The sequence below is a fragment of the Caloramator sp. E03 genome (genome assembly GCF_006016075.1).
Lineage (GTDB): Bacteria > Bacillota > Clostridia > Clostridiales > Caloramatoraceae > Caloramator_B.
Genome location: NZ_CP040093.1, coordinates 829009 through 851515, shown reverse-complemented (window position 1 = coordinate 851515; position 22507 = coordinate 829009). Strand labels below are relative to the sequence as shown.

Here is a 22507-nt window from a genome sequence, read left to right as displayed (position 1 = left end):
GAATGAAACTAAATGTTAATCCAACCCGAATGGAGCTTACAAGGCTAAAAAAGAGGCTAAAAGTTGCATCAAGGGGACATAAACTCTTAAAGGATAAGCAAGATGAGCTTATGAAAAAATTTATTGAGCTTATAAAAAAGAACAATGAATTAAGGCAAAATGTCGAGAGAGAACTTACTGAATCCTTAAAGAATTTTATGATGGCTAAGGCCGTAATGTCTACAGAGTCCCTTGAAGAGGCAATTATAATGCCTACAGAAAAAATAAGCCTTAACATATCAAAGAAAAATATAATGAGCGTTAATGTACCTGTAATGGAATTTGTAAGGGAAGGAAAAGAAGGAGCAAGCATCTATCCTTATGGATATGCTACAACAACGGGTGAACTTGATAGTGCAATAAAAAAGCTATATGATATAATGCCTCATCTTTTAGAACTTGCTGAGGTTGAAAAATCATGTCAGCTTATGGCTGATGAGATTGAAAAGACAAGACGAAGGGTTAATGCTCTTGAATATGTTATGATTCCTCAGCTTCAAGAGACAATAAAGTATATTACTATGAAGCTTGATGAAAACGAAAGAGGAACGTTAACAAGGTTAATGAAGGTAAAAACTATGATACAAAAATAAAGGCTGCAAAACGCAGCCTTTTTTAAGTGATTAAAAATAAATGTTACGAATAAAATATATGATATAATAGATAAAGTTCAATTAATTTTTGAGTTTTGGGAGGAATGAAAATGGCAGTAAGAGAAATAGTTAAAAAAGGTCATCCAGCACTTAAAGCCAAAAGCACAAGCGTTGCAAAAATTGATGATAAAATAAAAAATATAATTCAAGATTTAAAGGATACATTATATAGTACAGATAATGGAATAGGACTTGCTGCACCTCAAATAGGGGTTAATAAGAGAATAATTTTTATAGATTTAAGAAATGGAGCAGATCCGATAGTTTTAATAAATCCAAGAATTGTTAGTTTTTCAGGAAAACAAGAAAGTGAAGAAAGTTGTTTAAGTTATCCAGGATATTATGGATATGTTGAAAGACCTGCAAAAGTTATTGTAAAAGGTATAAATGATAAGGGGCAGGAGGTTAGTTATAAGGCAGAAGAACTTTTATGTAGAGTCTTTTGCCATGAAATTGATCATTTAGATGGAATAATGTATACAGATAGAGCTTATGAAATCTATAAAGATGATGAAGTAAGAGGTTAATTTAAAATTTCAATCAATACAGGCTTGACAAAACAAATGTCATTACAATAATATTAATGTAAAGACATTTGTTTTGGGGGTTGTAAAATGAAGATTAGAGAATTAACAATAGGTGCGCTTTTATCAGCAATGGCTCTTTTAATACCTCTTGCCTTTGGAGGTTTTCTAATGGTTAGCATACCACCTTTTACTGCAACTATAATGTCTCATGTACCTCTTTTTTTAGCAATGATTGTAAGTCCTATGGCAGCAGTTATGGTAGGGTTGGTATCAGCTATAGGATTTTTAATAAAACTTGGCCCTATAGTTGCAGCAAGAGCATTAATGCACGCTGTCGTTGGTTATGTTGGTGCAGTAGCAATTAAAAAAGGCTATAATCTTTCGATAGCTCTTGCAATTTCAATGCCTTTTCATGCATTGCTTGAAGCTATAGTGGTAATTCCTTTTTATGGTTTTAATCTATATAAGATATTTATCGTTGTTGCACTTGGAACAGCAATTCATCATACAGTTGATTCAGTAATTGCTGTATTTATAGCTGAAGCATTAAAGAAAGCGAAGGTAGTTAAAACAGCATAATAACAAAAATACCAGAATTTTTTCTGGTATTTTTGTTTAAGTAGAAAATTGACTTGAAATTATAACAATTATATAATTAACATGTATAGTTGTATTTATAGCATAGAAAAATTATAAAAAATATTCTAACAATACTGTTGTATTTTAGGGGTATTTTATGAAAGAGTATAACATGTTTGAAGATCAATACTCTTTAAGAGGAAGAGTATATAATATATTAAGAGAAAATATATTAGATGGTAAATATAAACCAGGAGAGAATCTTATTGAACTTAAACTTGCAAATGAGCTCCATGTCAGCAGAACTCCAGTTAGAGAGGCAATAAGACAGCTTGAACTTGAAGGACTTGTTGAAAGTATACCCAATAAAGGAGTTATTGTTAAAGGCATAACTAAAAAGGATATGGAAGATATATATAAGATAAGAATTGTTCTTGAAGGCCTTGCTGCAAGATGGGCTATTGAGCAAATTACCGATGAAAAATTAAAACAAATGAAAGAACTATATGAACTTATGGAATTTTATACACAAAAAAATGACATAGATCAAATAGCAGATCTTAATACAAAATTTCATGATGTAATTTTCACTTCAACTAATAGTAATATACTTCAACATATTTTAAGAGACTTTCAATTTTATGTTAAATGGGCAAGACATGAATCATTAACAACACCAGGTAGAAAAGAACAAGCTTTAAAGGAACATTATGATATTCTAAAGGCTTTTGAATCAAGGGATGCCGAGGCAGCGGTTAAGTATCTTACGATACATGTAGAAAATTCAAGCAAAAATGTATTAAAAAAACTTGCAGAGAAATAAAAATTTAAGCTGCAGTTTCTTTATTTTGAACTGCAGCTTAAAAATTCATATATACATGCTTTAACAAGATTTTTATCATATCCCCAAGAGTTCATGCCTGTAATTGTCATATCGGTGGAATATTTTTTGAATTGGTTTGGCAGATCTATTTCACCTCTTATACCACTTCCCGCATCTAAAAGATTTATATATAATATATTTTTTGAATTTAATTTTTTTAACTTTTTCATTGAAGAATCGACATCTAAATCTATTGTTATATTATCATCAGAATATCCAGAATTTATTAATGAAGTTTTAATACTGCTGCTCGTATTTGTAACTTCATCAATTATGATTATGCCATCATATTTAATGGGCATATTTTTTACTCTATAACTTATAGATTCAACAAAAAGTATAGAATTATAAATCGGCTCAGTAAATTTAATTTTTATTCCCTTTTTATATAGATACTCTAAATCTATTTTATTTTTAACGATATCTTCTATTATGCGGCTTTTAGAGTAATTAATAATAGTTATGCTGCCGCATCCATCAAGCATTGCAGAGTTTATAGCATTGTTAATTTCAGGGTAGTAACCTGAAAATGCTATATAAAAAAAGTAAGGTCTGAAATTTAAAAGTGAACTTCTAACATCCTCTGCAACTTTTGTAAGTTCATTTATTTTTGGGTTAACTTTAAGTATTTTGTATTTTTGTTTTATTTGAAATGCATATATAGGTTTTAATATATAGGGAGCATTTTTAAAAAAGTAATTAGAATAATATGGAGAATATTTTTCCATTTCGCCTTCGCAGTAGAATATAACAGCTTCCTTATTGCTGTCAACAATATTGATCTTGGGAGTCTGTAATCTTTCAGGTTTAAAAATAATATAACTTGCTGAAAGATAGGAAAATAGAAAGCATACAAAAAATATTATAATATTTATATATTTTATTTTTTTAAAATTTTTTCTGTTTATTAATAAAAATATAACTGAAAATAATAACATAGGAATAAAGAGAAAATAATAGCTGTAAGGAGCACAAAGTATTAAACATAGCATTATTCCCCAAAATATTGATAGCAAAATCAACAAAATATCACCTCCATAGAATTTTATTCTAAAGAAGGGGAAATATTATTAAAAAATGAAACTATAATGCTGCCCAGCCAATCTTTACCGCTCATTTTGAAGCTCTAAGCCTCACTTCCTTAAAACCCAAGAACTTTTGGAACTCGCTGCGCTCAAACAGCCAAAAGTTCTAAGGGTTTTTACGTCAGATTCGGCAAGAGCTTCAAAAATTTGCTTTATATTGGCTTTAGCAGCATTATAGTTTCTAAATGACAGAAGGAAAAGAAACTATAATGCTGCCCAGATAATCTTTACCGCTCATTTTGAAGCTCTAAGCCTCACTTCCTTAAAACCCAAGAACTTTTGGAACTCGCTGCGCTCAAACAGCCAAAAGTTCTAAGGGGTATGGCGTCAGATTCGGGAAAGCTATGGAAAAATATTATCTTTAGAAATACTTTATTTGTATATATAATGGGTTATAATAATATTGTTAATAGCCTATAAAATACAAATAGATTGAGGTGATAAAATGAATGTAAAAGAATTAAAAAAGGATGTGTACTATGTAGGAGTTAAAAATCCAGAGCTTAGAGTTTTTGATATAATAATGGAAACGAAAAGTGGAACTACATACAATTCATATCTTATTGTTGATGAAAAAATCGTTCTTGTTGACTGTGCTAAGGATGGATATTTTGATGAATTCATTTCAAATATAAAGTCCATTATTGGAGATAGACAAATAGATTATGTTGTTGTAAATCATACAGAACCAGATCACAGTGGCTGCCTTGGAAGAATCCTTGAAACATATACTGATGCAGTTGTTTATGCTTCAAAGTCTGCCCTAATAAATATAAGGCAGATAATAAATAAGGACTTTAGGGGGGAGGAAGCAAAGGGTGAACTTTGCATAGGAAAAAGGACCTTAAAGTTTATATCTGCACCTTTTTTACATTGGCCTGATACTATATTTACATACAGCGAATATGATAATATACTTTTTAGCTGCGATGCCTTTGGATGCCACTACTGCGATAACAGCATATTCAATGATGAAGTTGGAGATTTTTCTGAGGAATTTAAATATTACTTTGACGTAATTATGGGACCCTTTAAAAAACATGTTCTTTCTGCAATTGAAAAGATAAAACCTTTAAAGATAGATATTATTGCTCCAAGCCATGGACCGATTCATAGAAATAATCCATTAAAATATGTTGAGCTTTATGAAAATTGGAGCAAGCCTGTTTTAAATCTTGCAGCGGGAAAAAATGCTGCTGTTCTTTATGTTTCAGCATATAGATATACAAAGATGCTTGCACAGTCTATAGCAGAAGGACTTAAAGAAGCAGGGGCAGAGGTAAAAATAATAGATGTTAGTGAATTAGACATTGAAAAGGTAATTGAAATAATAGATGATTCTAAGTTTATAGCTTTTGGTTCTCCAACTATAAATCAGGATGCACTAAAGCCTGTTTGGGATGTATTGTCATTAACTTCACCAATTATAAATAGAGGAAAACTTGCCTTTGCGTTTGGCTCATACGGGTGGAGTGGAGAAGCAGTTCCAATGATTGAGGAGAGATTAAAAGGTCTTAAGTTTAAAATTTTCGAAGAAGGATTTAAGGTTCAATTTAAACCCACAAAAGAAGATTTAGAAAAGGCAAAAAATATAGGGAAAAGAGCTGGAGAAGCTATATAGTTATTTTAAAGCCATGAATAATTCAAAAGTAGATTCTGCATGATAGAGTTTATTTTTGAAATTATTTCATGGCTTATTATTTGACTTTTAATTAAAATGTTATATAATAAATGTAACAGCTGTTACAAAGGAGGAAATTTAGTGGAATACAATTTTTATTTTATTTCATATAACCTTCCCTCAGAACCATCAAGAATAAGGGTATCTATGTGGCGAAAGCTTAAAAAAATAGGTGCACTTAATATACATCAATCCCTATGGGTAATACCGGAATTTCCAAATATTTTAGAGGAACTTGAAAAGATAAAGGATTTTACTGAAAAAGAAGAAGGAAATATATTTATTGTTTATGGCAAATTTATGGAAGGTGTAGATGAAATAATAAAAAAGTTTAATGAAGAAAGAGACAAGGAGTATGGAGAACTTATCGAGTATTGTGAAAAGTTTCATGAGGAGATGATAAGAGAAACTCAGATAAAGAATTTTACATTTGCAGAGCTTGAGGAAAACGAAGAGGAAATTAATAAGCTTATTGACTGGTTTGAAAAGATTAAAAGGAGAGATTATTTTAAATCAGAGCTTTCAGAGAATGCACAAAATGAAATTAATAGGTGTAAAGCTGAATTCGAGGATTTTAGCGACAAAGTTTATAGAGCCTACAACTAATAGGAGGGGTATAATGGAAACTCAGTTAAAAGAAAAAAAGGTTATGGGTCTTGAAAGGAATATTTTTTTCACTGGACTTACAAGCTTTTTAACAGATACTTCTGTAAAAATGATATATTCTGTAATGCCTCTATTTTTACTTTCGATAGGGGCTACTAAAACAGAGCTCTCTTTAATTGAAGGAATTGCAGAAAGCACAGCTTCAGTCCTAAAGGCAATATCAGGATGGTGGAGCGATAAAATTGGGAAGAACAAACCCTTTATGATAATAGGCTATGGTATAACAGCATTAATAACACCTCTTTATGCCATTGCTGCAACACCATTGCATGTTCTTATAATGAGATTTACTGAAAGAGTTGGAAAGGGAATTAGAACAGCTCCAAGAGATAGTCTGATTGCGGGATCATCTAAGAGTTCAGGGAAAAATTTTGGCTTTCATAAGGCTATGGATAATTGCGGGGCGATAATAGGACCTCTTTTAGCTTATATTATACTATTAAAGTTTCCAAAGGATTATAGGAGAGTCTTTATTTTTGCGGCAATTCCTGCAGTTTTAGGAGTAATTACTATAATATCCTTTGTAAAAGAAGCAAAAAAGAATAAAGAAGATTTACCGGGGAAAATAGTATTAAAAGATTTTTCTAAAAAATACTATATATTTTTATTCATAGTATTTGTATTTACACTTGGTAATTCAACAGACACTCTTTTGCTTGTAAAAGCTAATGACGTTGGAATAAATGCATTATACATTCCATTAGTATATTTAATATTTAATTCAGTATCAGTGCTCTTTGCAATACCTATGGGAATGCTTTCAGATAAAATAGGAAGAGAGAGAATAATTATATTTGGATATATGCTGTATTCTATTATTTATTTCTTCTTTGGAAAGACAAGCATAAAAGGAGTAATTTTACTTTTATTTGCTCTATATGGAATATATAGTGCTGCAACTGACGGTATACAAAAGGCATTGGTTTCTGATTTGATAGATAAAGACAAAAGAGGAACTGGCCTTGGATTATACAATGCCCTTCTTGGAATTACTCTTCTTCCTGCAAGCCTTATAGCAGGTGTACTTTACGACAATGTTAACTCATCAGCACCCTTTTATTTTGGAGCTTTGATGTCCTTTGTTGCAGCAATTATGATGTTTATATTCTATAGAAGACAAGTTGTTGGGAAAAAGCAGTATAGTCGATAAAGATATTACTAAAAAGTGTATTTATTATACTTTTTTAGTAAATTCACTAATAAAATTAACACTAATATGATAAAATAATTTATAAATAAATTATTTTGTGAGGTGTTAGTGTGATAAAACATAAAGAAATTTTAAATTTTCTCGAAAATGAAGGACTTGAAGAAATAGATGAGATTGAATACAACAAAGATATTTTTGTCTATAATTTTTTCTATACCTTTGATGAGGCAGAAATAGATGCAGCAAAGGAATATGCAAATGAAAATTATAATGATGAAAATGGAGAAGATGAATGGAATGAAGAGTACTATCTTCCATATCTTATGGATATAGCAACAGATAATATAAGAGATATAGTGGATGAAATATGTGAAGAATTTGGACTTATTGGAGAGTTTGTAGCTTATGAAATGGATAAAAACAGTAGCAGCAGGTGTGAATTTGTAGTTGTATTTGCTAAAGAGGGTATAGAATTTGATATTGATGACATAATGGAGGAGCTTGATTTATGATATATGAGGCTAAATAAAAGCACCCATTGGGTGCTTTTATTTAGCCTATAGATATACCGGAGGTGCTTTATGAAGGCAGTTATTCTCTTTGGAAGCCCAAGAGAGAATGGAAATACTAAAGTTTTAACTCAAAGTTTTTTAAATGGGTTGATTGATGCTAAATGCATTGTTGAATTTATAGATGTTACAAATGATGAGGCAGAAATAGATGCAGCAAAGGAATATGCAAATGAAAATTATAATGATGAAAATGGAGAAGATGAATGGAATGAAGAGTACTATCTTCCATATCTTATGGATATAGCAACAGATAATATAAGAGATATAGTGGATGAAATATGTGAAGAATTTGGACTTATTGGAGAGTTTGTAGCTTATGAAATGGATAAAAACAGTAGCAGCAGGTGTGAATTTGTAGTTGTATTTGCTAAAGAGGGTATAGAATTTGATATTGATGACATAATGGAGGAGCTTGATTTATGATATATGAGGCTAAATAAAAGCACCCATTGGGTGCTTTTATTTAGCCTATAGATATACCGGAGGTGCTTTATGAAGGCAGTTATTCTCTTTGGAAGCCCAAGAGAGAATGGAAATACTAAAGTTTTAACTCAAAGTTTTTTAAATGGGTTGATTGATGCTAAATGCATTGTTGAATTTATAGATGTTACAAAATTAAAAATACATCCTTGCATAGGTTGTTTAAAATGTGAAAAAGATGGAGAATGTTTTATAAATGATGACATGAGGTTTGTGTACTCAAAAGTTGAAGAGAGTGATATCATTGTTTTATCATCACCAATATATTTTGCAACTGTAACTTCTCAATTAAAAATGGTTATAGATAGATTTCAAAGTTTTTATAGTAAAAAATATATTCTAAAAAAAGAAAACAGCAATGAGAAAAGAGGATACTTAATTTTTACAGCAGGAGGCAATAACATAAAAATGATAGATTGCATAAGCCTTACTGCTAAGTTTTTTATGCTCTCATGCAATGCAACATTAAAAGATGTTATATATGTACTTGGAACAGATGAAAAAGAAGTTATTAAAAGAGAAGAAGTTTTAAAAAGTGCTTATAATAAGGGATTAATTGCAGTTAGAGGTTAGATTTTACATGTTTATATTTTTTTAAAGTGCATACTCTATTCATAGATAAATATGAAAGGAGATGCACACTATGAGAGGAAGGTTTGTTACTGGACTTACAGCTGGGATGATATTAGGTGCTGCTGCTGGGCTTATGATGATGCCTCAAATGGATATGAGAACAAGAAGAAAAGTAAGCAGAGCAAGCAACAGAATAATACACAGGGCGGAAGCTTTATTAAATGATTTAAGAGATTATACAATGTAATATAATTTAATTATTCAATCTAAAAATAGGATAGTTACGATTTTTTGACTATCCTATTTTTTTAATTTTTTGTATAATAATATTAACATAAACAAAAGGAATGATGATATGGAAATTCTATCACTTGGTGAAAAGATAAAATTTAAACGTAAAGAAAAAAATATGACGCTAAAGGAGCTTGCGGGAGATAGAATAACTCCTGGTCAGATAAGTTTGGTTGAATCTGGTAAATCAAACCCGAGTATTGAACTATTAGAGTATATTGCACAAAGGCTTGACACTGACATTGAATACTTTCTGGAAAGTGAAGAAAAGCAGGCTACAAGAATATGTGAACTTTATATTGATATTGCTTTATCTGCAATAAATGCAGAAAACTATTTAAAAGCTAAGGAAATAATAGAGAAGGGATATCATTATGCAAAAGAATATAATTTAAATTATTATAAAGGTAAGTTTGATATGGCTTTAGCTAAGATAAAGTATTCAAATGGAGAATATGAAGAAGCACAAAAATTTTGTATTTCTGCTAACAGCTATTTTTTGCAAGAAGGTAATATCGATGATATTATAAGCAGCTTTATATTGCTTGGAGAAATAACTTATAAAATGGAATTTATAAAGGGTGCACTAAATTATTTTATGCAGGCTGATGCTATGCTAAATGAATATGATTATATAAATGAATATTTAAAGGCAAAGCTTTATTATAATATTGCTCTTTGTAACTACAAGCTTAAAAATTTATCACAGGCAATAAACTTTGCTATGCTTGCAGAAAGTAAATTAAAAATAATAGAAGATAAAAAAGAATATGGAAATACATTAATGCTTTTAAGTATTGCTTATGAGGAAAAAAATAATCTTAAAGAAGCCTTGAACTATGCAAAAAAGGCAAGAAAAGTTTTTGATGAGATTGAAAACTTAAAAGAAATTGCAAATATGGAGACCAATCTTGGAGTTATTTTTGCAAAGGGCAATAACTTTGAAGAGTCTTTTGAACATCTCAATAAAGCTTTAAAAATAAAAATAGAATCAAATGATAGTACTATTGCAGATACAGTATTTAAAATCTGTAATAATTATATGGCTCTTAATCAGTATGATAAAGCTGCTGAATTAATAAATGATCTTTTTGAAAAACTTGGCGATAACCAGATTAATTATAGGATTAAATATTATGAATACATGTTTGACATATATAAAAAACAAGGGGATTTTAAAAAGAGTGAAGAGATTTTGCTTGGACTAATTAAATATCTCGAAAAACTTGATAATAAATTACAGCTTGCAGATTATTATATAAAACTTGGAAGGTTTTATAATGAATTACAAGAAAAAGATCTGTCTTTATTATATATTAATAAAGGAATAGAGATATATGAAGATTATGGAATAATATTAAATAAATAAAATTTATAAAATGAATGAGGTGTGAATTTCCTTTTTTGTATGTATTGTGTATAATTAATACAAAATAGAGGTTCACACCATTTATTTTAGAAGAGGAGGGATTTATGTGGAATTTAATGGTCTATTAGGAATGGATTTTGACTTTTTTAAAAAGAAGGATAAAATGACTAAAGAAGAATATGAAACTGCTCGAAATGAAGTAAAACAGCATTTTAGAAGCCTTTGCTATGAGGTTCAGAAAATATATCACAAAAAGACAGGTGGAGTTTTGGAACTTGATAAAGAGTTTCAAAATTTTAATAAAAGAAGCAATGTAATAATTGCAGAATGCAAAAACTGTCAAAATAAATTTAAAGTAAATATACATCTTGGCAGCGATAATTTGTCTGTGGAGCTTTTTTTTAAATCCGAAACAAAGGAGCAGTGTGAATATATAATTGAAATCTTAAAAAACAAGAAAAGCGTTATATGGGAATATTTTATGTCGAATAAGTATATGATGCTTTGTGTAGAATATATCAGTAAAACTAAAAAAATCAGCTCTGTTAAGATGGCTTCCTTTGAATTAAATAACAAGAATTATAGCAATATTTTGAAATTTATTGAAGACAATTTTAGCGAGGGAAGATATGAATTCAATTTTATTATTGCATTTTCCTATAATAAAAATGAATGCTTAAAACAAAACAAAAACTTTGCCAATACTGTATATGAAGCATTTATTAATATAATGGAAATAGAAAAAAAACTTGCATGACAGGAGGATTTTATATGGACATAGAAAAAATGACGTTAAAGGTTCAAGAGGCATTAAATTTATCACAGCAGACAGCCGTAAGATTAAATCATCAGCAGGTAGATACTCTGCATCTTTTGTATGCTCTTTTAACTCAAGATGAAGGGCTTATTCCTCAACTTATTGAAAAAATAGGAATAAATCCTAACCTCCTTTCAAAGGAGGTTTTAAATCATCTTGAAAGGCAGCCTAAGGTTTTAGGTGAGGGCGCCGCATCAAGCAGTATATATGCAACAAGAAGGTTCGAGGAAGTATTAATAAAATCAGAGGATATTGCTAAAAGATTAAATGATGAGTACATTAGCGTTGAGCACATATTTTTAGCCTTTTTAGAAGGAGATTATGCGGGAAGCGATATTATTAAAAAGCACGGCATAAATAAGGATAATTTTATGAAAGCTCTAAAGGATGTTAGAGGAGGCCAGAGGGTTGTAACTAATGATCCTGAGGGAACTTATGATGCCCTTAAAAAATATGGAAGAAACCTAATCTTAGAAGCAAAGTCTAATAAGCTTGATCCCGTAATTGGTAGGGATGAAGAGATAAGAAGGGTTATAAGAATACTTTCAAGAAAGACTAAAAATAATCCCTGCCTTATAGGTGAGCCTGGGGTTGGTAAAACAGCAATAGTTGAGGGACTTGCACAAAGAATTGTAAAAGGTGATGTTCCAGAGGGCCTTAAGGATAAAATAATATTCTCCCTCGACCTTGGAGCCTTAATTGCCGGGGCAAAATATAGAGGAGAGTTTGAAGAAAGGCTTAAGGCAGTATTAAAGGAGATAGAAAGAAGCGAAGGAAGAATAATACTTTTTATAGATGAAATTCATACAATCGTCGGTGCAGGCAAGGCAGAGGGGGCAATGGATGCAGGAAATTTAATAAAACCTATGCTTGCAAGGGGAGAGCTTCACTGCATTGGAGCTACCACCTTTGATGAATACAGAGAATATATAGAAAAGGATAAGGCCCTTGAGAGAAGATTTCAGCCTGTTACCATAGATGAGCCAGATGTAGATGAAACAATTACGATACTTAGAGGTCTTAAGGAGAGATTTGAGATACACCATGGCATTAGAATACATGACAGCGCTATAGTTGCAGCTGCAAAACTATCTCACAGGTATATAACTGACAGATATCTTCCAGATAAAGCTATAGATTTAATAGATGAGGCAGGGGCTATGGTTAGAACAGAGATAGACAGCCTTCCAACAGAACTTGATGAGGTTCACAGAAGGATAATGCAGCTTGAAATAGAAAAGAAGGCCCTTTCAAAGGAAAATGATGAGATATCTTTAGAAAGGCTTAAAGTTATAGAAAATGAAATTGCAAATTTAAAGGATAAAGAAAGCCATTTAAATGCAAAATACCAGAATGAGAAAAGGGAAATAAAAAACATAAGGGAGATAAAGGAGAACATAGATAGATTAAAAGGAGAGATGGAAAAGGCTGAAAGGGAATACGATTTAAACAGGCTTGCAGAGATAAAATACGGAAAGCTTCCTCAGCTTCAGGAAAAACTTAAAGAGCTTGAGGAAAAGCAGAAAAATGAGGAACTTCTTTTAAAGGAAGAAGTAACCGAGGAGGAAATAGCACAAATACTTTCAAGATGGACTGGTATTCCTGTATCAAGGCTTGTGGAAGGTGAAAAGCAAAAGCTTTTAAGCCTTGAAGAAAACATTAAAAAAAGAGTTGTAGGACAGGATGAGGCTGTTGAGCTTGTTGTAAATGCTGTGCTAAGGGCAAGGGCAGGGATTAAAGATCCTAAAAGGCCTGTTGGAAGCTTTATATTTTTAGGACCAACAGGAGTTGGGAAGACGGAGCTTGCAAAAACACTTGCAAAAAACATGTTTGACAGCGAGGAGAACGTTATTAGAATCGATATGTCAGAATACATGGAGAAATTTTCTGTATCAAGGCTTATAGGAGCACCTCCAGGATATGTAGGATATGATCAGGGAGGGCAGCTTACAGAGGCTGTAAGAAGAAAGCCCTATAGCGTTGTGCTCTTCGATGAAATAGAAAAGGCCCATGAAGATGTTTTTGATATATTTCTTCAAATACTCGATGAAGGACGCCTTACTGACAGCCATGGTAAGGTTGTAGATTTTAGAAATACAATTATTATTATGACTTCAAATATAGGAAGCGACATAATTCAAAATGGAATAGAAAATAATAAAGATATGGATGATATATATAAGGAGGTATTTGAAGTTTTAAAGATTAAGTTCAGACCAGAGTTTTTAAACAGGGTTGATGATATAGTTCTCTTTAAGCCACTTAATGAAGATTCAATTAAAAGAATTGCAAGAATTTTTATTGAGGATGTAGCATCAAGGCTTAAAGAAAAATATATAGAACTTGACATAACAGATAATGCATTAAAGCTTATATCTCAGGAAGGTTTTGATGCAGTATTTGGTGCAAGACCTCTAAAAAGATATATACAAAAAAATATTGAAACTATGATTGCAAAGGAAATAATAAAAGGTACAATATATGAAGGTCAAAGGGTTGTTATAGATTCTGAAGGTGATAGGCTTGTTTATAAAGTTTAAGGAGGATTAATATGCCAGCTGTACTTAAGGTTGAAGATAGAAGGCGATGCATAGGATGTCTTTCCTGCCGCCAGGCCTGTGCAAGGCTTAGGGGAAAGTTTTCTGCTGCTGATTCTGCAATAGATGTAAAGACACAGGGAGGCTTATCAGGGGAGTTTATAATAAATATCTGCAGAGGCTGCAATGATGCTGCCTGTATGGAAGCATGCAAATTTGGAGCACTGACTAAAAGAGAGGGTGGAGGGGTAGTATTTCATAAGGAAAAATGCACAAAATGCGGGGCATGCAGTAGAGCATGCTCTGTAAGTGCAATCAGGATGGACAGCGAAGGCTATCCAATAATCTGCAGCCATTGTGGATACTGTGCAAAATACTGTCCTCACAGGTGTATAACTTTAAAGGAGGTCTTTTGATGCTGGGGAGAGATTATTTAAATGTTCTTTATATAGACCTTGAAAAAGAAGAATTTAAATATGAAAAAAGGCAGGATTTATTAAAATATATAGGTGGAACAGGCGTTGCTGCAAAGCTCCTTGATGAGAATTTAAAAGCAGAGCTTGATGTATTTGATTCTTCTCAGCCGATTGTTTTTGCAATAGGTCCTTTATCCTTTGTTATGCCTGTTTGTACTAAGGCTGTTGCAGCCTTTTATTCCCCACATACAAAAGAATATGGAGAGAGCCATGCAGGTGGAAGACTTGCAATGGCTATGAGGTTTAGCAATATAGATGCTATGGTTATAACAGGAAGGGCAAAGCATCCTATATATCTTGTTATCGATGATAAGGTAACTTTTAAGGATGCGAGGGCTATGTGGGGGCTTTCTGTTGAAGATACAGGAAAAATCTTAAGGCAGCATACATCAGGAAGCGGCGTCAGGAGTTCTATGAGAATAGGCAGGGCAGGGGAAAACCTTGTCAGCTATGCAAATGTCAATGTTGATACATACAGGCACTTTGGAAGGCTTGGGCTTGGAGCAGTCTTTGGCTCAAAGTTTTTAAAGGGAATTGTTATTATTGGGGATAGTTCTATACCTATACCTTCTGAAAACAGAAAAAAATACAGACAGGTTTATGACAGAATATATGATACAGTAATAAAAACCGATGCTATGGAGAAGTATCATGAACTGGGAACGTCTATAAATGTTGTTCCCCTTAGTGAAATGAATGCCCTTCCAAGTCTTAATCTTTCTACTACTAAGTATGATTACGCAGAGGATATTTCAGGTGAGAGCTTTGCAAAAAAATCTCTCGTAAGAAAAGTTGCCTGTGCAGGATGCCCAATAGGCTGCATACATATAGGGCAATTCAGAAGACAATTTGATGAAGGATATGAATATGAATCAGTAAACGTTTCTTATGACCATGAACTTGTATTCTCCCTTGGAAGTTTTATAGGCCTTAAATCACCTGATGAAATACTTCAACTTATCGATGTAGTTGAAAGAGAGGGCCTTGATGCTATATCAACAGGTGTAGTTCTCGGATGGGCTACAGAGTGCTATAAGAGAGGAATAATTACTCTTGATGACACATTAATGCCCTTTGAGTTTGGAGTTTTAGCAAACTATATGGCTGCAGTTCACTATATAGCAACGGGGAAAAATGAGTTCTATAAAAATCTTGGTAAGGGAGTTTATAATGCCTCTAAAATATATGGAGGAGAAGATATAGCCTGCCATCTTGGAGGAAACGAGATGCCGGGATATCATACAGGATATGGCAGCGTAGTTGGTTTTTCGGTAGGTTCGAGGCATTCTCATCTTGACAATGCAGGATACTCTATAGACCAAGCAGGTGTTAAAGAAGAGGAAATAGTACAAAAAATATTTGAAGAGGAGATAGAAAGAAATATATTAACAAGCCTTGTCGTATGCCTCTTTGCAAGAAAAGTATATAAAAGGGAGGTAATACTTGAAGCCCTCGATTCAATTGGTATTAAAATTACAAATGAAGAGCTGACAAAAGCAGGCAGGGAAATTTTAAAATTAAAATATGATATAAAAAGAAAACTTGGATACAGCCTCGATTCAATAAAAATACCAGAGAGATTCTTTAAAACGAGAAGTTTTAACGGTAAGCTTGACAGCACAAAGGCCCATGAAATGGTTAAAAAGTATAAAGAGATGGTAGATGCTCTGTAAAATAATTAAAGCCCGTAATCTTTAGGAGAAAATATAGATTACGGGCTCTTTTCAGCTTCTCCAAACAGTAAATTTCTTTTCAAGAAGTGCTACTGCTTCATACATAATATAGGCTGAAATTGAAAGAATTATTATGCTAAGCATTACCATGTCGAGCTGAGCTACCTGCCCTCCAAAAACTATTAAAAATCCAAGTCCTTCCTTTGCAACTAAGAATTCTCCAACGATGACGCCGACATAGGATAACCCTACGTTTATTTTAAGTGCAGAAATCATTGTGGGTATACTCGATGGGAAAACCACATATCTTAAAACTTGGGATTTTGAAGCCCCAAAGGTTTTAAGAAGCTTTATTTTATCTTCATCTACTTCTTTAAACCCTGTAAGGACAGAGATTATAGTAACTATAAGAGAAATCGTAAGGGCAATTAATATTATTGCAGTCTTTCCGTTTCCAACCCAGAATATTAAAATAGGTCCTAAGGCTATTTTAGGAAGGGCATTTAAAACTACAAGGTAAGGGTCCAGAACTTTGCATATAAAGTCAGACCACCAAAGTATTATTGCAATTAAAGTTCCAACTATTGTTCCAAGAAGAAAACCTATTATGGTTTCATAGCAGGTTACCCATATATGTCTAAAGAGCATACCTTCGCTGTAGAGCTTTACCATAAACTTTATCATTCTTGAAGGCTGACTTACAAGAAAAGGATCAACAATCTTGTATCTTGCAGTTAGTTCCCACTGAAGAAAAAATATTATAAGAATCAATATCTGAACTATTATTACAGCAATCTTTCTTCTCTTTACAGCTTTAAGATAAAGTTCATGCTCCTTTGAAAAATTATTATTCAACATGGATATCAAGCTCCTTCCAAATAGCGTTAAAATAATGCCTGAATTCTGGAGCTTCCCTTGATTTAAGAGGAGTTCTGTTTTCAACAGATAATTTTATATCATAGATGTTTTTAAGCTTTGCAGGCCGTTTTGAAAGCACAGCAACTCTATCGGACAAAGCTATAGCCTCAGAAATATCGTGGGTTACCATAAGGGCAGTTTTACCTTCCTGCTTTATAATTTTATAAACTTCCTCAGATACTGCAAGCTTTGTTTGATAGTCGAGGGCTGCAAAGGGTTCGTCAAGTAATAGTATGTCAGGATCTATTGCGAGGGTTCTAATTAATGCAACCCTTTGTCTCATACCACCTGAGAGCTGATGGGGATAATAGTTTTTAAAGCTTGATAATCCATATTTCTCAAGCATCCTTTCAATTTTTAAAAGGGATTCTTTGTTGCATTTTCCCTGTATTTCAAGGCCTAATGTTATATTTGAGAATATATTTCTCCATTCAAAAAGATGGTCCCTTTGAAGCATATAACCTACCTTGCTGCAGGGTTTGGTTATTTCCATACTATCTAATAGTACTTTTCCAGATGAGGGAGGTAAAAGACCTGCAATTACAGAGAGAAGAGTTGACTTTCCACATCCTGAAGGGCCTACTATGCTTAAAAATTCCCCGTCTAATACTTCTAATGAAAGATTATCTATTGCCTTTGTCTCAGCTTCAATAGTATGATATATCATTGAAAGGTTTTCAATTATCAGCTTTGCCACTATTATCCCCCCAAAAATCTACTTTTTGATATTCTTTATTGCCTCATTTGCAAATTTTGTAGTTACTATTTTTTCATAAGGAGGTCTTGTTGGAATGAGGTTTGCGTCATAGGATTGAATTATATCCATAAGCCTTGAGAGACTCTCTTCTTTTAATATTGGATCCTTTGCAAGGGCATCTATGGATTTGTAATTTTCAACAACTACTGCTAAAAGCTCTGTATCTGAACCTGGGAAAAAGCTTACAATATCTTTTGCAATTTCCTTTGAACTGTGGGATTGAACATAAAGCTGACCTTTGTATATTGCATTTGTGAATTTTTGAATTATATCAGGGTTGTTTTCCATATAGGATTTTGTTGAGAAAAAGCAGGTATAGGGCATTTCTCCAGAAGCCTTACCTACTGATGCAACAATATAGCCGGCTTTTTCATTTACGAGCATGCTTGCTGTAGGTTCAAAGAGTGCAACATAATCCCCGGTTCCAGATTTAAATGCGCCTGCAGTTGCTGTAAATGCAAGGTTTGTGATTATATTTACATCTTTTCCTATGGTTAAGCCGTGATTTCTTAAAACATACTCGAGGCTCATTTCAGGAACTCCTCCAGGGCGGCCTCCTATTATTGTCTTTCCCCTTAAGCTCTCCCATTTAAAATCCTTTTCATCCTTTCTGCTAACGAGGAAAGAGCCATCTCTTTGAGTCAGCTGTGCAAAGAGTACAGCATAATCATCTCTTCCCTGATTATAAAGATAAATAACCTGCTCTGGCCCGCAAAAGCCTATGTCTGCATTTTTAGAGAGAACCTGCTGCATTGTTTTGTCAGCCCCTTGCCCAGTCGAAAGCTCAATCTCAAGCCCCTCCTCTTTGAAAAAGCCTTTGTTTATTGCAACGTACATAGGTGCATAGAAAACTGAACGCACAACTTCATTGAGCCTTACTTTTGTTAATTCTGTATTCTGCTTTTTAGTGCAGGACGAGAAACAAGATAAGATTAGAACAGATACTAAAATTGTGCAAAGAAGTTTAAGATATTTTCTCATAACAAACCTCCATAAATGATTGTCAATTTATAATATGTTTTATAAGGAGGGAGTGTTACTTGTACTTATTGAATGATATATGATATAGCTTTAATTATAAATATATGGATGATTTTATGAGGATCCATAGAGTCTATGCAAAATAATAATATGTTAAATAAAGTAAATAATATTATTTTAAGATATTTAAAGATTTAATCTATATTTTAGGATTAATTCGGCCTTGAAAAAATATATAAAAATGAAATATAATCTCATCTTTGACAGTTGCGCGAAGCAAAAAGCCTGTAGAACCATTGAATATCAAGGGATCTCAGGCTTTTATACTTTTCAAAAAAGTGAACAATGTTTTTTATTTTTTCGTGTCTTTAAAAATTTTTTTCATTTGTTTCATATTAATTATTTGATAATCCGTTCTAAAGCCAAATTTGTCATGTAAATCATCTGTAAAATCGGTCCTTGTATATATTGGAATATAGCCCTCATTCTTAATCTCATAAAAATTCATTTCTCTAAGTCCTGATATAATATCGCTACACGTATATTTTTCTGAAAGCTTTTTTTCTAATAGCCTATATATCATCAGGGAAATGAAACAAGTTGTAAAATGCGCTTTTATTCTATCATCTCTTCTTAAATATACTGGTCTTGCCTTAAACTCTGATTTCATAATACGGAAGGACTCTTCTATTTCCCAACGCCTTCTATTAATTTTTATAATTGCGGCAGCATCATCACTTATATTTGTACATACTGCGTAAAAACCATCATACATTGCCTCTTGTGCTATTAAATCAGCATTAATGCTGTATAATTCTTTTTCAGCTACTTCACCGTCAGGTGTGCAGTGAGTCTTTGAAATAAAGCGTTTGTAATCATTAGCATTACATTTCTTCAATTTTGTAGGATTGGTATCAATAACCTCTTGAGCTCTCTCTATTTGGTTACCTCTTATAGTTCTTTGATAGTTTCTATATTTCAAGGAAAATGTTACAATAAGTTTTTGTTCAAGCCCGTCTTCTTTTATCCAGCGTTCCTTATAAAAAATTTTATTAATATCTGTTTCTTCGTCAATTTCGTTTAAATTATATACTTTGTCTGAATCGCTAAGATGCCATCCTTTGGGGTCTAACGCCCATTCTTTTAAATGTGATTTTAATTTTTTAATAGATTGTGTAGTAATAAAAGCTCGATTTTGTATATTATTAAATTTTCTGTTTGCTGTAGATGCAAGCCCTGCATCTGTACAAATGATAAATTTTGAAAGCCCAAATTCGGATATAATTTTTTGCTCTAAAGGTTTTAAAGTTACTTGTTCATTAGTATTACCTTTGTTTATACAAAATGCAAGGGGGATGCCGTCTCCATCCATGAAAAGTCCCATTTGAACAATTGGATTGGGTCTATGTTCCTTCGATACTCCATACTGTTTTAATCCTTCTTCCTGTTCAATTTCAAAGAAATAGTTGGTGCAGTCATAATAGAGAACTCCTTTATTACGATTGCAAACTTTAAGACTGTTCTTATATAATTCTGACTGAATAAAATCTGTTTCTTCTGAAATTACTTCTAAAGCTCTATAAATATGCTGAAGCTCAAAATCAGGCTGCTCAATAAATTTTTTTGATAGTTCGTATGTAGCAAGCTTAGATGATGGATAAATAATTCTTGCATAAATTAATCTTGATAGTATTGAATTTAGATTAAAATTAAATTTATGTTTATCCGAAATATTTTTACAGATATTTTGCAGCCCAAGCTCGTTATATATTTTTTGTAAAAACAAGTAACTACCATTAAAAGTATGCTGTTCGTCTTTGTTAATTTGTTTAACAGGCGAGTATTTTACTAATATTTCTCTTTTCTCTTCTTTTTCTTTTCTATTTAACTCTTCAACGTACCTCTTCCCCCATTCTATAGGGTCTTGTCCGTTTAGTTTTTTTAAAAGTTCATCATAAGTGCCAAGCTTCTCAACTACTTTTGATGTACGCTTGCCTTTTTCATAAACAGATTTAACTACATATAAGGATGCTGCATTTTTTGATTTAACAATTTGTAATCTCATTTTTTCACATCTCTTCATATATTTATATCTATATTATAACACATTGTTACACATTGTGCACTATAAAAATTTAAAATTTGACAAAAAAATAAGCCTATATCAAGGCTTTAAGGCACTTTTTTTGTCTTGCAACTGTCAAAGACCCGATATTTTCTCATAACAAACCTCCATAAATGATTGTCAATTTATAATATGTTTTATAAGGAGGGAGTGTTACTTGTACTTATTGAATGATATATGATATAGCTTTAATTATAAATATATGGATGATTTTATGAGGATCCATAGAGTCTATGCAAAATAATAATATGTTAAATAAAGTAAATAATATTATTTTAAGATATTTAAAGATTTAATCTATATTTTAGGATTAATTCGGCCTTGAAAAAATATATAAAAATGAAATATAATAGTTTTGTGGTGATGGAGTTCACCTAAAATGCTTGGTAATAAGCTAATGACTCCTACTTTACTGTAGGGTTATTGGCTTTTTATATTTTTTGGAAGGGTGATTTTATGGGAAAAAAGAATGACATTGTAAAAGAGCGAAATAATGTTTATACGTTAGGATGGGTAGCTTTTTTTGGTGGCTTTGGGCAGGACATGATACAGCCAATTCTTCCAATTTTCTATTCAACTGTTCTGGGTTTAAGTAAAGAGACAATAGGTCTTATAGAGGGAAGTTTAACAACAATTGTAAGTGTTTTTAAAATAGTATCAGGTATTATTTCTGATAAGTTAGGAAAACGAAAGATTATTGTTTTTATAGGCTATTTACTTTCTGCAATAAGCCGCTTTTTATTTGGTACTGTGTTTTTTGCATGGCAGGCTTTTATTTTGCGTTTAATTGATGGTATCGGAAAAGGAACAAAGGATGCTCCTCGAGATGCACTGGTTGCCCAATCGGCTAAGGAAGGACATGTGGGATTCTCTTTTGGATTTCAGCGTATGCTTGATACTTTAGGTTCTGTAATCGGGCCACTTGTAACAGCAGGGATACTTTACCTTTTTGCAAGTGGAAATATGCGTTACAGAATAATATTTTATATTGCTGGTCTTATCTCTGCTATAACAATACTTTTAATAGGCATTTTTGTAAATGAAAAAGCTTCATCTGCTTCAAAGGAACAGTCAAAATTTGATTTTAGTGTATTGAAGGATAAATTTCTTTTATTTCTTATTATAATGCTTATTTTCACATTGGGTAATTCAAGTGACTCATTTTTAATACTCCGTGCCCAAGATGTTGGTATAAGTCCTGTAATAATACCTATTGTCTATGCGGTATTTAATCTTTTTTATGCTTCGTTATCAGTTCCTGCAGGCAGCCTTTCAGATAGAATTGGAAGGGTGAAAGTAATGAAGATTGGATGGATTATTTATGTTTTATCATATATAGGATTTGCATTTGCAAGCCGACCTTGGCATATATGGATAATATATATATTTTATGGTCTTTATTATGCGACAACTGAAGGAATTGCAAAATCACTTGTTGCTCGAATTGTGCCTGATAACAAGCGCGGTACTGCATATGGACTATACAATGCTTCATTAGGCATAATGACATTGCCGGCAAATATTATTGCAGGTTATCTTTGGGATAATGTTTCTCCTTCAGCAACATTCTTTTTCGGAGCTGCATGTGCTTTTATTGCGTTTTTAACTATAAGCGTTTCAAATATAGAAAAAGCTGCTTAAGCAGAGTTATGTAGGATATGGATAATGAAAGAAA

At 32.2% G+C, this 22507-nt stretch carries 22 protein-coding genes and 1 riboswitch; of the genes, 17 read left to right on the top strand and 5 right to left on the bottom strand.

Going from position 1 to position 22507, the window contains the following annotated elements:
* Positions 1-2: 2 nt before the first annotated feature.
* From FDN13_RS04365 to FDN13_RS04350, 4 genes are all read left to right on the top strand, one after another.
* Positions 3-632 (top strand): V-type ATP synthase subunit D, encoded by a 630-nt coding sequence (locus FDN13_RS04365; RefSeq protein ID WP_168190072.1) that lies wholly within the window; start codon positions 3-5, stop codon positions 630-632.
* A 110-nt stretch (positions 633-742) separates the two neighbouring features.
* The gene (gene def / locus FDN13_RS04360) at positions 743-1219 is read left to right on the top strand and encodes a peptide deformylase (protein WP_138979086.1); all 477 of its coding nucleotides are present in this window, start codon (positions 743-745) and stop codon (positions 1217-1219) included.
* An 87-nt stretch (positions 1220-1306) separates the two neighbouring features.
* The gene (locus FDN13_RS04355) at positions 1307-1798 is read left to right on the top strand and encodes an ECF transporter S component (protein WP_138979085.1); all 492 of its coding nucleotides are present in this window, start codon (positions 1307-1309) and stop codon (positions 1796-1798) included.
* Between the two features lie 157 nt (positions 1799-1955).
* Complete coding sequence (locus FDN13_RS04350) at positions 1956-2621, top strand: GntR family transcriptional regulator (RefSeq protein WP_138979084.1); 666 nt, start codon at positions 1956-1958, stop codon at positions 2619-2621.
* Between the two features lie 20 nt (positions 2622-2641).
* On the opposite strand, the gene FDN13_RS04345 is transcribed toward FDN13_RS04350, so the two are convergent.
* Positions 2642-3706, bottom strand: a complete 1065-nt coding sequence (locus FDN13_RS04345) for a hypothetical protein (RefSeq protein ID WP_138979083.1) — start codon at positions 3704-3706, stop codon at positions 2642-2644.
* Between the two features lie 505 nt (positions 3707-4211).
* Between FDN13_RS04345 and FDN13_RS04340 the strand changes: the two genes are divergently transcribed.
* The 12 genes from FDN13_RS04340 (at position 4212) to FDN13_RS04285 (ending at position 16051) form a co-directional block, all read left to right on the top strand.
* The gene (locus tag FDN13_RS04340; protein ID WP_138979082.1) at positions 4212-5387 is read left to right on the top strand and encodes an FprA family A-type flavoprotein; all 1176 of its coding nucleotides are present in this window, start codon (positions 4212-4214) and stop codon (positions 5385-5387) included.
* A gap of 141 nt (positions 5388-5528) precedes the next feature.
* Positions 5529-6053 (top strand): Chromate resistance protein ChrB, encoded by a 525-nt coding sequence (locus FDN13_RS04335; RefSeq protein WP_138979081.1) that lies wholly within the window; start codon positions 5529-5531, stop codon positions 6051-6053.
* A gap of 13 nt (positions 6054-6066) precedes the next feature.
* Complete coding sequence (locus FDN13_RS04330) at positions 6067-7263, top strand: MFS transporter (protein WP_138979080.1); 1197 nt, start codon at positions 6067-6069, stop codon at positions 7261-7263.
* A gap of 110 nt (positions 7264-7373) precedes the next feature.
* Positions 7374-7775 (top strand): hypothetical protein, encoded by a 402-nt coding sequence (locus FDN13_RS04325; protein WP_138979079.1) that lies wholly within the window; start codon positions 7374-7376, stop codon positions 7773-7775.
* Positions 7776-7844: 69 nt separating this feature from the next.
* The gene (locus FDN13_RS04320; RefSeq protein ID WP_138979078.1) at positions 7845-8258 is read left to right on the top strand and encodes an NAD(P)H-dependent oxidoreductase; all 414 of its coding nucleotides are present in this window, start codon (positions 7845-7847) and stop codon (positions 8256-8258) included.
* A gap of 69 nt (positions 8259-8327) precedes the next feature.
* On the top strand, positions 8328-8888 hold the full coding sequence (locus FDN13_RS04315; RefSeq protein ID WP_138979077.1) for a flavodoxin family protein: 561 nt from the start codon (positions 8328-8330) through the stop codon (positions 8886-8888).
* A gap of 70 nt (positions 8889-8958) precedes the next feature.
* Positions 8959-9135 (top strand): YtxH domain-containing protein, encoded by a 177-nt coding sequence (locus FDN13_RS04310; protein ID WP_243120265.1) that lies wholly within the window; start codon positions 8959-8961, stop codon positions 9133-9135.
* Between the two features lie 69 nt (positions 9136-9204).
* Positions 9205-10548 (top strand): helix-turn-helix domain-containing protein, encoded by a 1344-nt coding sequence (locus FDN13_RS04305; RefSeq protein WP_138979075.1) that lies wholly within the window; start codon positions 9205-9207, stop codon positions 10546-10548.
* A 106-nt stretch (positions 10549-10654) separates the two neighbouring features.
* Positions 10655-11305: a hypothetical protein gene (locus tag FDN13_RS04300; protein WP_138979074.1), complete on the top strand. Its 651-nt coding sequence runs from the start codon at positions 10655-10657 to the stop codon at positions 11303-11305.
* 14 nt (positions 11306-11319) lie between these two features.
* The gene (clpB, locus tag FDN13_RS04295; protein WP_138979073.1) at positions 11320-13905 is read left to right on the top strand and encodes an ATP-dependent chaperone ClpB; all 2586 of its coding nucleotides are present in this window, start codon (positions 11320-11322) and stop codon (positions 13903-13905) included.
* Positions 13906-13916: 11 nt separating this feature from the next.
* Complete coding sequence (locus FDN13_RS04290; protein ID WP_138979072.1) at positions 13917-14318, top strand: 4Fe-4S binding protein; 402 nt, start codon at positions 13917-13919, stop codon at positions 14316-14318.
* A complete protein-coding gene (locus tag FDN13_RS04285) occupies positions 14318-16051 on the top strand; it encodes an aldehyde ferredoxin oxidoreductase N-terminal domain-containing protein (RefSeq protein WP_138979071.1) in 1734 nt (577 codons plus the stop codon). The genes FDN13_RS04290 and FDN13_RS04285 overlap by 1 nt, the downstream gene beginning before the upstream one ends.
* 51 nt (positions 16052-16102) lie before the next feature.
* Here FDN13_RS04285 and FDN13_RS04280 read toward each other — a convergent pair whose 3' ends face one another.
* The 4 genes from FDN13_RS04280 to FDN13_RS04265 form a co-directional block, all read right to left on the bottom strand.
* Positions 16103-16909, bottom strand: coding sequence for an ABC transporter permease (locus FDN13_RS04280; RefSeq protein WP_138979070.1), 807 nt, complete (start codon positions 16907-16909; stop codon positions 16103-16105).
* Positions 16899-17636, bottom strand: a complete 738-nt coding sequence (locus tag FDN13_RS04275) for an ABC transporter ATP-binding protein (RefSeq protein ID WP_371414841.1) — start codon at positions 17634-17636, stop codon at positions 16899-16901. Before FDN13_RS04275 ends, FDN13_RS04280 begins: the two co-directional genes overlap by 11 nt.
* 48 nt (positions 17637-17684) lie before the next feature.
* On the bottom strand, positions 17685-18707 hold the full coding sequence (locus tag FDN13_RS04270; RefSeq protein ID WP_138979068.1) for an ABC transporter substrate-binding protein: 1023 nt from the start codon (positions 18705-18707) through the stop codon (positions 17685-17687).
* Between the two features lie 352 nt (positions 18708-19059).
* The gene (locus FDN13_RS04265; protein WP_138979067.1) at positions 19060-20772 is read right to left on the bottom strand and encodes an IS1634 family transposase; all 1713 of its coding nucleotides are present in this window, start codon (positions 20770-20772) and stop codon (positions 19060-19062) included.
* 410 nt (positions 20773-21182) lie between these two features.
* A riboswitch (Fluoride riboswitch) is annotated at positions 21183-21246 on the top strand.
* A gap of 42 nt (positions 21247-21288) precedes the next feature.
* On the opposite strand from FDN13_RS04265, the gene FDN13_RS04260 reads away from it, so the two are divergent.
* The gene (locus tag FDN13_RS04260; protein ID WP_138979066.1) at positions 21289-22473 is read left to right on the top strand and encodes an MFS transporter; all 1185 of its coding nucleotides are present in this window, start codon (positions 21289-21291) and stop codon (positions 22471-22473) included.
* Positions 22474-22507 lie beyond the last annotated feature (34 nt).

What these genes read in the sequence shown, in the direction of transcription:
- FDN13_RS04265 (WP_138979067.1), bottom strand. Translation starts at nt 20,772, where the DNA reads ATGAGATTACAAATTGTTAAATCAAAAAATGCAGCATCCTTATATGTA.
- FDN13_RS04315 (WP_138979077.1), top strand. Translation starts at nt 8,328, where the DNA reads ATGAAGGCAGTTATTCTCTTTGGAAGCCCAAGAGAGAATGGAAATACT.
- def (WP_138979086.1), top strand. Translation starts at nt 743, where the DNA reads ATGGCAGTAAGAGAAATAGTTAAAAAAGGTCATCCAGCACTTAAAGCC.
- FDN13_RS04355 (WP_138979085.1), top strand. Translation starts at nt 1,307, where the DNA reads ATGAAGATTAGAGAATTAACAATAGGTGCGCTTTTATCAGCAATGGCT.
- FDN13_RS04280 (WP_138979070.1), bottom strand. Translation starts at nt 16,909, where the DNA reads ATGTTGAATAATAATTTTTCAAAGGAGCATGAACTTTATCTTAAAGCT.
- clpB (WP_138979073.1), top strand. Translation starts at nt 11,320, where the DNA reads ATGGACATAGAAAAAATGACGTTAAAGGTTCAAGAGGCATTAAATTTA.
- FDN13_RS04290 (WP_138979072.1), top strand. Translation starts at nt 13,917, where the DNA reads ATGCCAGCTGTACTTAAGGTTGAAGATAGAAGGCGATGCATAGGATGT.
- FDN13_RS04320 (WP_138979078.1), top strand. Translation starts at nt 7,845, where the DNA reads ATGAAGGCAGTTATTCTCTTTGGAAGCCCAAGAGAGAATGGAAATACT.
- FDN13_RS04350 (WP_138979084.1), top strand. Translation starts at nt 1,956, where the DNA reads ATGAAAGAGTATAACATGTTTGAAGATCAATACTCTTTAAGAGGAAGA.
- FDN13_RS04310 (WP_243120265.1), top strand. Translation starts at nt 8,959, where the DNA reads ATGAGAGGAAGGTTTGTTACTGGACTTACAGCTGGGATGATATTAGGT.
- FDN13_RS04365 (WP_168190072.1), top strand. Translation starts at nt 3, where the DNA reads ATGAAACTAAATGTTAATCCAACCCGAATGGAGCTTACAAGGCTAAAA.
- FDN13_RS04285 (WP_138979071.1), top strand. Translation starts at nt 14,318, where the DNA reads ATGCTGGGGAGAGATTATTTAAATGTTCTTTATATAGACCTTGAAAAA.
- FDN13_RS04270 (WP_138979068.1), bottom strand. Translation starts at nt 18,707, where the DNA reads ATGAGAAAATATCTTAAACTTCTTTGCACAATTTTAGTATCTGTTCTA.
- FDN13_RS04340 (WP_138979082.1), top strand. Translation starts at nt 4,212, where the DNA reads ATGAATGTAAAAGAATTAAAAAAGGATGTGTACTATGTAGGAGTTAAA.
- FDN13_RS04260 (WP_138979066.1), top strand. Translation starts at nt 21,289, where the DNA reads ATGGGAAAAAAGAATGACATTGTAAAAGAGCGAAATAATGTTTATACG.
- FDN13_RS04330 (WP_138979080.1), top strand. Translation starts at nt 6,067, where the DNA reads ATGGAAACTCAGTTAAAAGAAAAAAAGGTTATGGGTCTTGAAAGGAAT.
- FDN13_RS04275 (WP_371414841.1), bottom strand. Translation starts at nt 17,636, where the DNA reads ATGATATATCATACTATTGAAGCTGAGACAAAGGCAATAGATAATCTT.